This window comes from Staphylococcus sp. FSL K6-0223 (assembly GCF_038008285.1).
Window position 1 is genome coordinate 88,014 of sequence record NZ_JBBOYX010000004.1, and the last position, 15,962, is coordinate 103,975.

At 32.6% G+C, this 15,962-nt stretch carries 14 protein-coding genes and 1 tRNA gene; 10 read left to right on the forward strand and 5 right to left on the reverse strand.

Annotated features, from left to right (window positions below):
• The first annotated feature begins 137 nt into the window (after positions 1–137).
• Entirely contained in the window at positions 138–1,673 is a 1,536-nt protein-coding gene (locus tag MHI13_RS21230) for a bifunctional metallophosphatase/5'-nucleotidase (RefSeq protein WP_002469844.1), read from the forward strand.
• 12 nt (positions 1,674–1,685) lie between these two features.
• Positions 1,686–2,063 carry an iron chaperone gene (locus tag MHI13_RS21235; protein WP_002435007.1) on the forward strand — a complete coding sequence of 126 codons (378 nt, stop codon included), beginning with the start codon at positions 1,686–1,688 and terminating at the stop codon, positions 2,061–2,063.
• A gap of 80 nt (positions 2,064–2,143) precedes the next feature.
• Here the strand turns inward: MHI13_RS21235 and MHI13_RS21240 are convergent, their stop codons facing one another.
• Positions 2,144–3,313, reverse strand: coding sequence for an MFS transporter (locus MHI13_RS21240; protein WP_002434998.1), 1,170 nt, complete (start codon positions 3,311–3,313; stop codon positions 2,144–2,146).
• A gap of 382 nt (positions 3,314–3,695) precedes the next feature.
• Between MHI13_RS21240 and MHI13_RS21245 the strand changes: the two genes are divergently transcribed.
• Entirely contained in the window at positions 3,696–3,827 is a 132-nt protein-coding gene (locus tag MHI13_RS21245; protein ID WP_002435053.1) for a hypothetical protein, read from the forward strand.
• Positions 3,828–3,926: 99 nt separating this feature from the next.
• A tRNA-Thr gene (locus MHI13_RS21250) sits at positions 3,927–4,016 on the forward strand.
• Between the two features lie 262 nt (positions 4,017–4,278).
• On the opposite strand, the gene MHI13_RS21255 is transcribed toward MHI13_RS21250, so the two are convergent.
• The 3 genes from MHI13_RS21255 to MHI13_RS21265 form a co-directional block, all read right to left on the reverse strand.
• Complete coding sequence (locus tag MHI13_RS21255) at positions 4,279–4,569, reverse strand: hypothetical protein (protein WP_002434985.1); 291 nt, start codon at positions 4,567–4,569, stop codon at positions 4,279–4,281.
• Complete coding sequence (locus tag MHI13_RS21260) at positions 4,544–4,924, reverse strand: hypothetical protein (protein ID WP_002435011.1); 381 nt, start codon at positions 4,922–4,924, stop codon at positions 4,544–4,546. The genes MHI13_RS21255 and MHI13_RS21260 overlap by 26 nt, the downstream gene beginning before the upstream one ends.
• Positions 4,925–5,459: 535 nt before the next feature.
• Entirely contained in the window at positions 5,460–6,020 is a 561-nt protein-coding gene (locus MHI13_RS21265; protein ID WP_002435048.1) for a TetR family transcriptional regulator, read from the reverse strand.
• Between the two features lie 165 nt (positions 6,021–6,185).
• On the opposite strand from MHI13_RS21265, the gene icaA reads away from it, so the two are divergent.
• Genes icaA through icaC form a run of 4 tightly spaced genes read left to right on the forward strand, consistent with a single transcriptional unit; the run spans position 6,186 to position 9,619 of the window.
• Entirely contained in the window at positions 6,186–7,424 is a 1,239-nt protein-coding gene (gene icaA / locus MHI13_RS21270; protein WP_002434959.1) for a poly-beta-1,6 N-acetyl-D-glucosamine synthase IcaA, read from the forward strand.
• Positions 7,388–7,693, forward strand: coding sequence for an intracellular adhesion protein IcaD (gene icaD / locus MHI13_RS21275; protein WP_023350944.1), 306 nt, complete (start codon positions 7,388–7,390; stop codon positions 7,691–7,693). Before icaA ends, icaD begins: the two co-directional genes overlap by 37 nt.
• The gene (icaB, locus tag MHI13_RS21280) at positions 7,690–8,553 is read left to right on the forward strand and encodes an intercellular adhesin biosynthesis polysaccharide N-deacetylase (protein WP_002434961.1); all 864 of its coding nucleotides are present in this window, start codon (positions 7,690–7,692) and stop codon (positions 8,551–8,553) included. Before icaD ends, icaB begins: the two co-directional genes overlap by 4 nt.
• A complete protein-coding gene (gene icaC / locus MHI13_RS21285; protein ID WP_064210606.1) occupies positions 8,546–9,619 on the forward strand; it encodes a polysaccharide intercellular adhesin biosynthesis/export protein IcaC in 1,074 nt (357 codons plus the stop codon). The genes icaB and icaC overlap by 8 nt, the downstream gene beginning before the upstream one ends.
• A gap of 185 nt (positions 9,620–9,804) precedes the next feature.
• Here the strand turns inward: icaC and lip are convergent, their stop codons facing one another.
• Positions 9,805–12,162 carry a YSIRK-targeted triacylglycerol lipase gene (gene lip / locus MHI13_RS21290; RefSeq protein WP_064210605.1) on the reverse strand — a complete coding sequence of 786 codons (2,358 nt, stop codon included), beginning with the start codon at positions 12,160–12,162 and terminating at the stop codon, positions 9,805–9,807.
• A gap of 408 nt (positions 12,163–12,570) precedes the next feature.
• On the opposite strand from lip, the gene MHI13_RS21295 reads away from it, so the two are divergent.
• Complete coding sequence (locus MHI13_RS21295; RefSeq protein ID WP_002434922.1) at positions 12,571–13,356, forward strand: arylamine N-acetyltransferase; 786 nt, start codon at positions 12,571–12,573, stop codon at positions 13,354–13,356.
• A gap of 49 nt (positions 13,357–13,405) precedes the next feature.
• Entirely contained in the window at positions 13,406–15,661 is a 2,256-nt protein-coding gene (locus MHI13_RS21300) for an ATP-binding cassette domain-containing protein (protein ID WP_002434979.1), read from the forward strand.
• Positions 15,662–15,962 lie beyond the last annotated feature (301 nt).

Here is a 15,962-nt window from a genome sequence, read left to right on the forward strand (position 1 = left end):
GGACGAAAGTTTTAGGATTGAAGCAGAACCATAAGTTTTACTGCTAAAATCCCGCTTTGGGACATCATAAATTAGTTTCCCAAAGCTTAAACTTTTAAAGTCCCAACCTTTTCTTTATCAAAGGAGGTTCTAGGTGGATGACTCAATTAGCATTTTATGTTGTAAGTGATGTGCATGGATTTATCTTTCCCACTGACTTCTCACATCGTGATGTTGAATTACCCGTGGGATTATTAAAAGCTAATCATATCATTGAACAAGACTGCTCTCACTATGACGGCAGTATAAAAATAGATAACGGCGATTTTTTACAAGGTTCCCCTTTGTGTAACTATTTAGTTTCTGAATTAGCCACTAGTCGTCCATTAACCGATATTTATAATCGTTTAAATTTTAACTTCGGTACAATTGGAAATCATGAGTTTAATTACGGTCTAAAGTATCTTAAACAAACCATACATCAACTTGATTATCCTATGCTGTGTGCGAATATTTTTGAAAATGGAGAACCGTTTACAGGGCAAGGTATCACTTACATGAAAAGACAGGGGTTAACTATAGGTGTGATTGGCTTAACAACGCAGTTTATTCCACATTGGGAACAGCCTGAATACATTGAAACTTTGACATTTCAAAGTGCTGTTGAAACTCTATATTCACAATTACCTGAATTGCGAAAACAAAGTGATGTGGTAGTCGTAAGTTATCATGGTGGGTTTGAACGTGATTTAGAAACTGATGAGCCTACTGAAGCTCTGACTGGAGAAAATGAAGCTTCTGAAATTTTGCGTTTATTCAGTGATGACATTGATGTATTAATTACTGGTCATCAACATCGTGATATTGCTACCATTTACAATCAAACTGCCGTCATACAGCCTAGTACAAGAGGAACTAAAGTTGGAAAAATCGTCTTAAATATTGAACATGACAATGACGTTCAAATAGAGAGTTGTCACTTATTAGATGTCGAGGATTGTTCAAGTTTTGAAATAAATCAACAAGATCAAAATTTAAGAGTTCATTTAGAAGATTGGCTAGATAAGAAAGTTGCAACTTTACCTACTTCAATGCGAGTTGAGAATGCTTTTGATGCTAGAGTTAAGCCTCATCCGTTTATTAATTTACTAAACTACATTTTACTTGAAAGTAGTGGCGCTGATATTGCCTGTACTGCCCTTTTCGATTCTGCTAAAGGCTTCGATAAAGATGTAACTATGCGTGATATCATCAACAACTATCCATTTCCTAACACATTTAAAGTAATTGAACTTACAGGTCGTGATATTAAATTAGCTATTGAACGGTCAGCTGCTTATTTCGATTTGCATGATGAGGAAATAAGTGTGAGCGCAGACTTCCTTGAGCCAAAACCTCAACATTTTAATTATGATATCTTTGCGGGAATAGATTATACGATTCATGTAGGTCGTGCTCTAGGAGAACGAGTGAGTGATTTATTTGTGAATGGGAAGCCTTTAGATGAACATAAAAGCTACACTATTTGCGTCAATAATTATCGTGCTGTTGGTGGTGGTAATTATAATATGTATGAAAATAAACCAATCATTAAAGACATCCAAATTGAAGGCGCACAACTATTAATCAATTACTTATCAACTAACGACTTAAGTCATATACCTAAAGTCGTAAATTTCAAAGTCGTAAAATGAGAGGTGCAAGTTATGTCAGAATTTAACCTTTTTATAAATGACATCGAGAATGAAGCGCATCGTGAAAAATTGAAACACTTATTTGAATGGATTGAAACACAATATTCAGATTTAAAACCGGTAGTGAAATGGAATCAACCAATGTACACGTACAACGAAACGTTTATAATTGCCTTCAGCAAAGCCAAACAACATTTCTCAATTATGCCTGAAGCAGCTTGTTTAAAACAATTTAAGCAACGTGTAACTAACGCTGATTACACACAAACTGAAAATTTATTTAGAATCAAATGGAACCAAGAGATTGATTATGATTTAATCGGTGACATGATTAAACTAAATATGGATGAGAAAAAAGATTATACGAAATTTTGGAGAGATCATAAGTAAAGAGTGATTTATGATGTGAGTTTATTTATATTAAATCAATTATGCCTGCTCGCTAAGGATAGCGAACAGGCATTTTTTAATTAATCATTGAATGTAATGTGTTTCTTTTCATAAATATTATTAAGAAAGTTAAGAATGATACCTAGAATAATGATACCACCTGAAATAAATGTAATTTGAATATATGGTAAACCTATAGATAATAGAATTGAACCAATGATTGCGCCTAAGAAATTCGCTACATTGAATACAGATGCAGCCAATGTACTTGCAAGTAGTGGCGCTTCATGAGCACTTAATATAATTTTACTATTGAGTAAAGGTGTCGTACCAAATGTTCCAAAACCAAACATGAAACATACAATTAACGCTAAAACTGCGTTATGCACAACAGTAACAAATAAAATAATTGTGATGAACAATAATAAAAACGTAAGATAGAGATTTTTAGTTAATTTATGTTCTGGAATACTTCCAGTAACTAAATTACCGATAACGCCACCAAGACCAAACATAAATAGACACACTGTAAGGCCTACCACTTTATAAGGTGAGAAATCTCTAATCATTGGTTCCATAAAAGTATAAGTTGTAAATACGCCACTATATCCAAATACAATGATAGAAATAACTATAAGGATATGTGGATTTTTAAATACTTTTAATTCTTTAGCAATATTGGCTTCTGCACTTAATGATACTTTTGGAACAAATTTAATCATACCTAACATTGTAATGATAGCTAATAGGATCATTACACCAAATACTGTTCTCCAATTTGCGAATCCACCAAGAAATGAACCAAACGGCACACCAATCATTACCGCGATAGTTAACCCAGCTTGAACTAAGGCAATTGCTTGTGGTTTCTTAGCGGGAGGAGCAACCGCAGCCGCTACGCTCATACATACACCAAAGAATGGCGCGTGCATTGCTGCTGACATCAATCTAGATAATAGCAGTATATTAAAATTAGGAGCTAACATACCCACTAAATTACTGACAATGAATATAGCCACTAGAATAGGCAATAATCGATGTCCATGCACTTTTAAAGTGAATATTCTCATGAATGGACCAATCACAGCTACACTAATTGCATAGACACTTATTAGTAAGCCAGCGCTTGAAATAGAGACTTTCATATCGTCAGCAATTTGCGTTAACAAACCGGTCACTACATATTCTGCCATACCTACTGTGAAAGTTCCTAACATGAATATGAAGAACATCATTTTGTTTTCTCTCATTTTTGCTTCCTCCCTTATTATTTTTTCTCAAAAAATCAACATGAGTGATATACTATAAAAAATTATGGTACTTGTGAAGAGGTATTTAGAAATTAATTTTTGAGTTTAAACTCAAGTATCATAAGCTTTCATTTTGTTTTCATTATAATAAAATTAAGACAATTTTAGATGACGTGGTATTAAGCCAATTGTAAAATGATTAATCAAAATACTTTTTAATATAGATAAATTGAAATGCATATTCATAATTTTTGTCGATTTTGTGACAACACGTGCTAATTACTTATTTATCTTCCCTATTGAAATAAATATTAACGACGACTTTTGAAAAATCACATTGTAACTGTTATGTTTGTTTCAGTATTAAAATAGGAGGATAATTATGAGTTCAACACCCACAGAGAAAAAGAAAAAACGAAAATTTGAATGGTTTTGGTGGTTTGTGGATATTATTATAGATCTTATTTACTATTTAATTATTGGTCTAGTTAAGGTATTTAAACAATGGAATTAATGAGTGTATGAAATTGGTATTTACATAAATTTAAAGAAAATAACATTTTCTCTTTACAAAAGAATATGAGCGTTTTATAATAGTTAATGTTCTGATTTTGGAGGGATACTCAAGTCTGGCTTAAGAGGCCAATCATTCGTGATTGGTAGGAGCTTTTAGCTCGCGTTGGTTCAAATCCTTCTCCCTCCGCTACTTTATTAAAGGGCAAGTTCTTATTACAAGAACCTGCCCTTTTTTGTTTGCAATTTGATTTTGCAAAACCAAATTGAACGTGTTTCTTCTATTATATGGTATATATTTTAATATTAGTTTTCTACTATATAAAAAGCCATAGCATGTTTTTAGAATTGGGATAGAAACATAATTTTGAAAATTATCTTCATGGTCCTTATCTAAATGTCACACACTATGGCTTACTTAATTAAATCACATTGTTTACTTTTGTGATTATTTATTTATGTGGTTTGAACGTCTTTTGAGGTGCATAAATCGTTGTTTTATATTTATCTGCAATTTTTTGTGTTTCTTGGTCTACTTTTTTCGCAAATGCTTTTTTAGACATTTGTGATGCATTTCCTACTTTTTTCTCTAATTCTGCATATTGAGCGCTTGTCATTCCTTTAGGTGCTACACCACCGTATGGACGGTCCCCTTGTTTAGTTTGTTGAGTATGAGGTTTGAACGTCTTTTGAGGTGCATAAATCGTTGTTTTGTATTTATCTGCAATTTTTTTGTGTTTCACGATCTATTCTCTTGTTAAATACTGAGTTAGGCATCTCATTAGCATTACCAACATTATATTCTAATTCATTGTATTGCTCACTAGTCATACCTTTAGGAGGCATACCACCATATGGTCTAGATCCCATATTCGTACGTCCTTGTTTATCAAACTCTTTTAAAGCTTCCATTTTACCTTTATATTCTTTATTACTAATAGCTCCATCTTTTTTTAATTTTTTTAGTGATTCAACTTTTTCCTTATAAGTAGCGAAGTTGCCATGATGATAGTCGCTCGCATTTGCTACTCCTGTTACGCCTGATAAAGCAATCGTACCTGCTAATACTGCACTACTTAATAAAGTGACTTTCTTCATTAAACTGTAACCCCTTTCAGAAATTTTGAATTTTACATATTCTACGTTATCACAGATTTTTAATTATTTCATTTATGTTACATAATTTTTACCATATTTTTACATCATTGACTTGTAATTAAATTGCTTAATTAACTTTTATTTTAAAAATTAAAAAAAAGAGCACCCACAATGACGATTGTAGATGCTCAAATATATTATAAATTTTATTAACTAAATGTCTATGACTCATGTTTATAGGCTGTTTTCGATTATATATGAATTTAACAATCTTAATTAAGCCTCTATAATTTTAACTTAACTATAACTAGGTTCACGATCAAATTTTGAAATACTAAAATCACACTTATGAACAACTCTTATTAAATTTGAATTATTCAAATCTCCAAGTAATTGTATAAAATTCGAATTTTATTAGCTATAACTTTAGAGTCTCAATTTTTATATATATTGTCAACTATTTTTTGGTTTCAAAAAAATATGCAATGCAATTCCTTATAAAAATAAGAGATTTATTACATACTAGTTACCAAAATTATTTTTTTATAAACACATTTAATAAAGAATATACTTGGTCTTTATAGCAATTCTTATTTTCTTCAGTAACCCCGAATCTTTGTGAAAAGGACGCTCTCAGATACCAACTCTCTAAAAAAAGGAGTATCAAATTTTGAAAATCTTCTTTACCCATAGATATATTGGAGGGATCATAATATTTTATAATTTCACTATCTAGCACTTCATTAACTCCTAAGAGATGATTATGGATCTCTGAAGATAACTCTTCTGGTGCACTGGATAATTGGACGTATAACCTGATATACCTTTCATCAATATCAAATATAAATTCAAATAAAAACTGGTAAAGCCCATCTATAGAGTAGTTAGAATCGTTGTTGCTCTCAAGAATGAAAGTTTTAAAGTAATTAAAACAGTTTTCTACGCTTTTACGGTAAATTTCTTCTTTGTTGTCATAATGATAGTATAAACTCGCTTTCTTGATGTTTACACTTTTAGCGATATCATCAAGTGTAGTACCGTAATACCCCTTTTCAGAAAATAAGGTTATTGCATTATCAATAATCTTATTCTTCAATTCTAAAATCTCCCCCTTATTTAATTTAAATTCGTTATATTACAGGAAAATTAAGTTAAAATTACAAATATTACTGTTCAAGTATAACAACATTCTATTGCAAATTGAAACACTTTCGATTAGTATATGCGATACAACCTAACTAACGAAAGGTAGGTAGATAAGTTGCAATTTTTTAACTTTTTACTTTTTTACCCCATTTTTATGTCCATTTACTGGATTGTTGGGGCGCTTTATTACTTTTTCACTAAAGAACTACCTTTTAGTAAGAAAAAAGTAATCTCTAAAAACAAGGACCAGATTGAAGGTATCTCTTTCTTGCTGGCCTGTTACAACGAGAGCGAAACTGTTAGAGATACACTCTCAAATGTGTTGGCTCTCAACTATCCAAAAAAAGAAATCATCATCATAAATGATGGTAGTTCAGATAATACCGCTGAAATTATTTATGAGATGAAGCAACATCACGACTTTAAATTTGTTGATTTACAGGTTAATAGAGGAAAAGCTAACGCTTTAAACGAAGGCGTCAAACATTCTTCATATGATTACGTCATGTGTTTGGATGCAGACACAATCGTAAATCAAGATGCGCCATATTATATGATGGATAACTTTAAACAAGATCCTAAACTAGGTGCTGTTACAGGTAATCCACGTATACGCAATAAAAGTTCTATATTGGGGAAAATTCAGACGATAGAATACGCAAGTTTAATTGGATGTATCAAACGTAGTCAATCACTTGCTGGTGCTATTAATACTATTTCTGGAGTGTTTACATTATTTAAAAAAAGTGCACTTAAAGAAGTTGGTTACTGGGATACTGATATGATTACTGAGGATATTGCTGTTTCGTGGAAACTGCATCTTGCAGATTTTCGTATTAATTATGAACCACGTGCCATGTGTTGGATGTTAGTACCTGAAACGGTTGGGGGTCTATGGAAACAACGTGTACGATGGGCTCAAGGTGGACATGAAGTTCTATTAAGAGATTTTTGGGCAACAATGAAATCTAAGAAATTATCGCTCTATATCCTCATGTTTGAACAAATAGTTTCAATTATTTGGGTTTATATGATTTTGCTGTACTTAGCATTTCTATTAATGACAGCAAACTTCTTAGATTACACATATTTGAAGTATAGTTTTTCAATATTTTTCCTATCATCATTTACGATGACCTTTATCAATATTATTCAATTTACAGTTGCTTTGTTTATAGACAGTCGCTACGAAAAGAAAAATATCGCTGGTTTAATATTTGTGAGTTGGTATCCGACAATCTATTGGATTATCAATGCCGCCGTTGTCATTTTCGCATTTCCTAAAGCATTAAAAAGAAAGAAAGGTGGCTATGCTACATGGTCAAGCCCAGACAGAGGAAATATCCAACGGTAAAATCGTCGTTGAATATAGTTAGGGAGAGCTTATTCATTGCGATATCTTGTGCATTTTGGATTTATTGCGTAGTCGTTATGATTGTATATATCGGAACGCTAATCAATTCTCAAGTGGAAAGTGTGATAACAATACGTATCGCTCTTAACGTGGAGAATATTGAAATTTATAAGATCTTTGAATTAATGGGATTATTTTCAATTATCATTTTCCTATTCTTCACATTTAGTTTGATTTTCCAAAAAATTAAGAAAGGTCGTGAAGTATGAAACCTTTCAAATTCATCTTCATTAGCTTAGTAGTGATGTTAGTAATGACGAATGTAACACCTAGCTTTCATCATTATGCACAAGCCGATGAAGACCACAAGAAGTTAAAGTATAAGAAGAATAGCGCTTTAGCGTTAAACTATCACAGAGTTAGAAAAAATGACCCGTTAAATGACTTTATTACGATTTTCTCTAGCAGTAAGGAAATTAAAAATTATAGTGTGACAGATAAAGAATTTGAATCACAAATCAAGTGGCTTAAGAAACATGATGCAAAGTTTCTTACTTTGAAAGAGTTTTTGAAGTATAAACAGAAAGGGAAGTTTCCAAAACGTAGCGTATGGATAAATTTCGATGATATGGATAAGACAATTTATCAAAATGCTTATCCAGTACTAAAAAAATATAAAATTCCTGCAACTGGCTTCGTGATTACAGGACACGTTGGAGAGAAGAATTTTCATAATTTGGATATGATCACGCAGCCTCAATTATCAAAAATGTATCGTTCAGGACTTTGGGACTTTGAAACACACACGAATGATTTACATTCTCTTAAGAAAGGAAATAAATCTAAATTTCTAGAGGCGTCTAATGTGTCTGCTACTAAAGACATTGAAGTAAGTGAAGATGAACTGAAATCGAAGTTTGGTAAAACACAACATGCCATTGCTTACCCCTACGGTCTAATCAATAATAGTAAAATTCAAGCTTCTAAAGATGCAGGTATGAAATACGGATTTACATTGAAGGAGCAAGCAGTCACTCCTCATGATAATAATTATAAAATTCCACGTATTTTAGTAAGTAACGACGCATTCGAAACTTTAATTAAGAAATGGGACGGTTTCCATGAATAAAAATAGACTTGAATTAGTATATTTACGTACTTTTATTTGCATCATTATTATAGTGACACACTTATTAACTCAAATCACACTAGAACATGAACATTTGTCAGGGAGTTCTCTTGTTCTACAATATTATATTCGGAATATAGTTATCTTTGGAACTCCAAGTTTTATTGTATTATCACAGTTGCTAACAACATTAAATTATAAATCTGTAAGCGTACAATATTTAATTTCTCGGTTCAAATATATTTTCATTCCATATTTATTAGTGGGATTATTCTATAGTTATAGTGAATCATTATTGACTGCTTCTTCTTTCAAAAAGCAATTTTTTGAAAATGTAATATTAGTGCAATGGTACGGTTATTTCATCATTATCATCATGCAATTCTTCATATTATCTTACTTAATTTATAAAATTAATTATAAACTGTTTAACAGTAAGATATTATTAGTATTAGCATTTGTAGTACAACAAACATTTTTATACTACTTTAATCATAGTGATGCTTTCCATACATTTGTAAAACATTACTATCCTTTAAGTGAAAATACGATGATATTAGGATGGATTTTCTATTTCTTTTTAGGTGGTTTCATAGGATATAACTATCAACGTGTCCTATCATTCTTAGAAAAATATCTCGTTATCATGATTATGTTAGCGTTAGGTTCATATGTATTATTTATAGCACTTTCAGGTGATGATTATTGGAATGTTACAAGCTTCACTTATTCACTTACGTTATACAATAGTATTATGTTCTTTGTGCTTATAGGCATTTGTGCGCATTTTAAAACGATGCTATTAAATACGGTTCAAATGGTAAGCGCATTTTCGTTTTTCATCTATTTATTACATCCAATTATCTTAGATTCACTATTTGCTTATACCAATATCTTTGAAGATAACACGGTCGTCTTCTTAGCGGTTTCCTTGTTAATGATTATCGGAATATGTATTGGTGTTGGCATGATGTTAAGAGAATTTTATATTTTTAGATTTGTTATTGGCAAACAACCGTATAAGTTACAATTTAATAACTATCAACCTAGTTGGAAATCACACTAATGTTGAAAAAGCCTCCCACAGAGATATAATAACTGGATCTCTGTGGGAGGCTTTATGTAAAGCTGTTATCTCATTATGAGAATAATGTTTTTAAGACTTTGAAAAATGAGCCGATTAATTGGAATACATCACCTGTCATTGGATTCACTCCTTTTTAAATAATTTTTAAAATTCATGTTTCATCGTTATGCTTTTTTAGTTGATGTCAGTTTTTCACTTTGAACTAAATCATCTGCAAGTCCATGCCAGAATTGTTGTAGTTCCTCTCTTGAGCGTACTGTATCTGAGCTATCTTGTCCAACAAAGTCCACATGATCCCAGTCATGTTTAGTTGGTGTCACTTGCCATACACCTTTTTGATTTTGGTCTGTAGCTTCAACATATTTTTGATTGAATGGATGTTGAGAAGAAATAACTGATACTAAACCGTCATTTTCTCTCCATTCTTTCTCTTTAGCTTTACCAATAACATTGGCAGTTACCGTGAATGGGAAGAAAAGATTTAAATCTGCTTTTTGTCTACCAAATAGACCTTTATGCGTAGATTCACCTGTATATGTTTTATAAACAATATTAGGATTTAATGATGTTTTACGGTTAAGGTCAGTCGCACCATCACGAGTTAAATCATTGAAACCATTATCTTTAGATTTCCATAATTTAGATTTTTGAACTCTCTTCACATAATCAATACGTGATTCGTTTGGTTTTTGTTTAAGACCCCATTGTGATAATCCAAAGTCTACGCGAGAATTTTTATTACCGAATGCTCTTCCTAAATCATACACAACTTGACGTACTAGCGCTTCATTACCTAATTCATCTGATGCGTGCGTACCATTATGTGGTGTACCTAAAGTTGTGATTGAAGAAACCATATTGTCATTATTACCTTTATATAATGGAGAAATTTCGCCACCATGTTCTTTTTGATATTTGACTTCTTCAGGATTTCCGTTTCTTAGTAACTCTTCTAATTGACGGATTGTTTGACCACCCATACTATGTCCAACAAGATGAACTTTTTGGCCTGGTTTCCAATCTTTGTATACACCTTCATATGTTTTACCGTAACGTTTATGACCATATTTCGCAGCATGTGCAGCACCATAATCTACACGGCCACCTTTAATATAGTAATATAGTTCAACTGCGCGATCGTAGTTACTACCAAATGCACTAATACTTGCTTCATAAGATTTATAACCATTCTCTTCTAAATCTTGACGGATATTCATTTTATCGCCGCCCCAATAATGTGCAAGCACTGAAGGGTTGATATCATCAGTGAAACCATTGAAACCATGAACTAAAATGATTGGGTCATGATTTTTATATTGGCTTTGTTTAGCCGCTTTATTTGTTTGATCTTTCTGTTGTTTCGTTGTTTGTTGCTTAGACTTTTTATTTGTAGTAGCTACAGCATTACTCTTAAGCGTACCTAATCCATCTTTAGAATCTTTGTCATTGTTAGATGATTCATCTTTCTCAGATTTAGGATTTGCTTTGTCACTTACACTCAATGCTTGCGTTTTGTGGTTATCTGTTTCAGCTGGAGTCTCTTCTGAAGTTGCTTCGTCTTGCGCTGACACTTTTTGCTGTTCTTCTGCATCATTTTCTTTATCTTGTTGTGATGCTTTTGGTTTTGTTGCAGTTTGAGATTGATCTTGATCTTTATCAGTTTGAGACGCTTCAGTTTCATCTTTAGCTTGATTTTTTACTGCTCTGTCTGATTGAGTTGTCTCTTTATCTGAAGATAAGTCATCTTCTTTTTGGTTATTTTGAGTGTCTTTTTGTAAATCTTTTTGTGAATCTGATACTTCTTCTGTTTTATCTTCAGTTTTTGGATTGTCTTGTTTTAGATTATCTTGAGTCTCAGATGAATCTTTTTCACTTTCTTGATTTTGATTCACTTCTGGTTTAGATTGAGTTGATTTATCTTCATCAGATTTTTCTGTTGGTTGTGATTGAACATCCGTTTGTTCTTCTGTTTGTTCAGATTTTGAGTCCGCTTGGTTAGCATCCTCTTGCTTTGCGTCCTCTTTACTATTATCTACTTGTGAATCCTCACTAGATTCCACTTGTTCATCTGATGACTTAGTTGAATTTTGAGTTGCATCTTGTGCAGAAGTTTTTTCCTCTTTACCTTGTTCTTCAGTAGACTTCGTTTGTTCTGTATTTTGTGCTGTATCTTGTTCTTCAGTTTCTGAATCTTGTTGTTCAGTGTTTTGATTATTTTCATTATGTAAGCTTGTTTGATTATCATTAGCATTTTCGCTATTATCTTTTTCAACATTTGGCTGTTCAGACGTAGTTTCTTTAGCTGATTGAGACGTGTCATCCTCTGTCGCCTGTTGCCCATTTGAATCTTCATTTTCATCCCCAATAGATTGTGCTGTTGCCTTCTCAGGATTTCCCTGTTCCTGATTTTGTTCGGCCGCTTGTGCTGAGCCTCCACCCATAAATAATAATGCTGCGATTAAGATGGATGATGCCCCCACACTAGATTTACGAATACTATACTTGTTTTGTCTTGTTTTCATAGTAAGCACCTCTCTATTTGTTTATTTTTGAAAAATGAACTCCACAATAGCGTATTTCTAAATAAATAGATTTACGATTGCGCGTGGTAATAATTCAAAGATCTTGCTAAATATCGCTTTAATAGCTTCCATAATGACCATCCTTTCCATCGTTCAGAAAGCGTTTCCAATTATTATGAAAAATTTTTCTCACACACTTTTTATATAAAAAGTATATAAGAATCAAAACACTTTTCTTTTCGATTTAATTTAAAACAAATATTACGAGATAATTGCAGTTTTGTCAATAATTATACACAATTAAATCAAGCATTATAAAGCCGATTAAACCTATAAACTTACATATTTATGGGTGTCTTTTTTAAAATAGAGATGAGTGTGAAAATAAAATTTGTAGGAGGATGAAATATGGAATTATCGCAGTTTGAAAGCTATTTAAATATAGATTCTTATCGTTATAACACGATTGATGTGGCTTCACTTAACCATTATATGGAACGCTATATGATGACTGTTCCGTTTGAAAATATTAACGTTCAAAATCAAGTTCCGATCTCTGTTAATATTAATGATTTATTGGACAAAGTTATAAACCAACATCGCGGTGGGTTCTGTTATGAAATGAACCACTTGTTCGGAACGTACTTAGAGAAAAAAGGTTTTGATGTCCATCGAGCTTCTGGAACAGTTCATACTCCAGATGGCGGTGTTGCTTTAGAAGGCTCACACATGTCTTTATACACAATTTTAAATGATACTTATTATGTGACAGACGTTGGATTTGGTGACTTACCTTTACATGCAATCCCGATTTCACATCCGTCTCAACCAGTGAGTATTTCTGATATCAATGGAGAATTTCGCGCAATTTTTGACAAAGAAGACTGCTATCATGTTCAAAAATTGAAAAATAATAAATGGACTACTCTATATCACTCCTACTTAGAGCCTCAATCAATTCAAGATTTCAGCGATAAAATCATTTATAACGAGAGTAATCCAAACTCTATCTTTGTTAAGCAGCTATTAATCACACAACCACAGTCATTTGGACGTGCGACGATGACACATCAAAGTCTTACGTTAACTTCACAAAGTTCTAAAGAAAAATATAAGGTATCGTCCCACAATTATAAGCGTTTTCTAAAGAAATATTTTAATCTTAATATCACGATTGATAGACTTGAACAGTAGTAATACTTTGGTGTACCTAGGGTATGTATTAAGTAATGAGGTGAATTCCATGTCACAAATTGAAATCATAGGTGCTAGACAAAATAATTTAAAAAATATAGATGTTAATATACCGAAACATCAATTAACTGTATTTACAGGGCGGTCAGGCTCAGGTAAGTCTTCACTGGTATTTAATACCATTGCTGCTGAATCTGAACGTCTATTAAATGAAACATACTCAAGTTATTTTCAACATCAACTCACACAATATGAAAAACCAGACGTCGATCAAATCAATCACCTTCCCGTTGCAATGATTATTAATCAGAAACGCCTAGGTGGTAATTCACGTTCGACGGTAGGAACTATTTCTGATATTTATGCTTCTGTGAGATTATTATGGTCAAGAATAGGAGAACCTTTTGTTGGTTATTCTGATATTTTCTCATTTAATAATCCGAAAGGTATGTGTGAAACATGTTCAGGATTAGGTTATGTTGAAGACATTGATTTAAATGAGTTACTTGATTTTGATAAATCGCTCAATGAAGATGCCATTAAATTCCCGTCGTTTAGACCCGATAGTTGGCGAGGTAAAAGATATCTTTATACAGGTCTGTTTGATAATGATAAAAAGTTAAAAGATTATACAAAAGAAGAATTGGACACTTTTTTATACACTGAACCTACAAAGTTGAAGAATCCGCCATCAAATTGGCCTAGAACAGCTAAATTTGAAGGTCTAATTCATCGTTTCAGACGCTCTTTCTTACTAAATGATAACTTTGAGAAGAAACGCTTCAAAGCGGATATTGATCGAGTCGTTACTAAGCATGATTGCCCTTCATGTCATGGTAAAAGGCTTAATGATAAAGTGTTGAGTTGTAAAATCAATGGCTTAAACATTGCTGAATTTACAGATTTACCCATTGATGAGGCTGTTCATTTTCTAGAAAATATAGATTCAAACACAGCAAAAGTGATTATCGAACCTTTAAAACAACAACTACAAGCATTAAGCTATATAGGTTTGAATTACCTAACGTTATCTCGTGAAACGACAACGCTTTCCGGTGGCGAATCTCAACGGATAAAACTTATTCGCCATTTAAATAGTCCATTAAGTGATTTAGTTTACATCATCGATGAACCGAGTGTAGGACTTCACCCAGAAGATATTCAGAGAATTAATGACATGATTGAATCACTTAAACAAAAAGGTAATACAGTGATTGTTGTCGAACATGACCCTGATGTCATTCAAACGGCTGACCACATTATTGATATAGGTCCGAATGCAGGTAAAGATGGTGGAGAGATTATGTTTGAAGGAAGTTATCAAGACCTTCTCACATCTCAGACGAGCACAGGTCAAGCTTTAAACAGAACACATCAACTTAGAGACCATCCTAGAGCAACTCATGACATGTTTAATATTGAGAATATTTCACGTAACAATTTAAATCATATTTCAACTCAATTACCAAAACATGCGATGACCGTAGTTACTGGTGTGGCTGGCTCAGGTAAGAGTTCCCTTATCTCAGCAGCCTTTGAACAAGAGCAACGTGCTATCTTCATCGATCAGAAACCGCCTCACGCATCGAATCGCTCTAATTTACTCACATACTTAGATATCTTCGATGAGGTAAGAAGTTTCTTTAGTCAACATACTGGTATGAAGAAAAGTATGTTTAGCTATAATTCTGAGGGCGCTTGCCCTGAATGTAATGGTAAAGGCGTACTTAAGACCGAACTCGCATTTATGCCAGACTTTTCTCAAGTGTGTGAAATGTGTGGTGGCACAAGATATCGCCCTAAAGTATTAGACGCGAAGGTAGAGGGATATTCTATCGCAGATATACTTGCCCTTACTGTAAGTGAAGCCATCTCTCAATTTGAAGGTCAAGACAGTATCACTCGTCCGCTTCAAGCTTTGGCTAATACAGGACTTCAATATATGACATTAGGACAATCTTTAGATACATTGTCAGGCGGTGAAATTCAACGCGTTAAACTAAGTCGCTATTTAACTGAAGATGTACACGATTATATTTTTATTTTTGATGAACCAACGACGGGGCTTCATGAAGATGATTTACCTGTACTGATTGATTGCTTCAATCATTTAATTGACGATCATAACACGGTTATTCTTATCGAACATAATTTAACGATGATGACACAAGCTGACTGGTTTATCGATATAGGCCCTTATGCTGGAGATAAAGGTGGACAACTATTGTATAGTGGTCAGCCTGCGGGACTTTTAAATATTAAAAATTCAGTAACCGCTAAACACTTAAAAAGATATATCCTTTAACTGAAAAAGCTCGGCGATGATTTATCATCTAATCAACGTCGAGCTAAAATTTTATTTTATATCTAAATTTTTCAAATTTACTATTGTTTAATATATTGTCGTTCATCAAGTGAACATTTTTATAATGATGTATTCCTTCTGCACTTGAGTAAAATATTAATTTTAAAAAAAACGTGTGAAATATGTGGTTAAAGGGACGATTCGCCTTGTTTGAATCTACTGGATATATTATTCTAAAAGTAGTTATACATATATTTATTAAATACTTATAAATATTAAAACTTTCACCGATACATTTTTT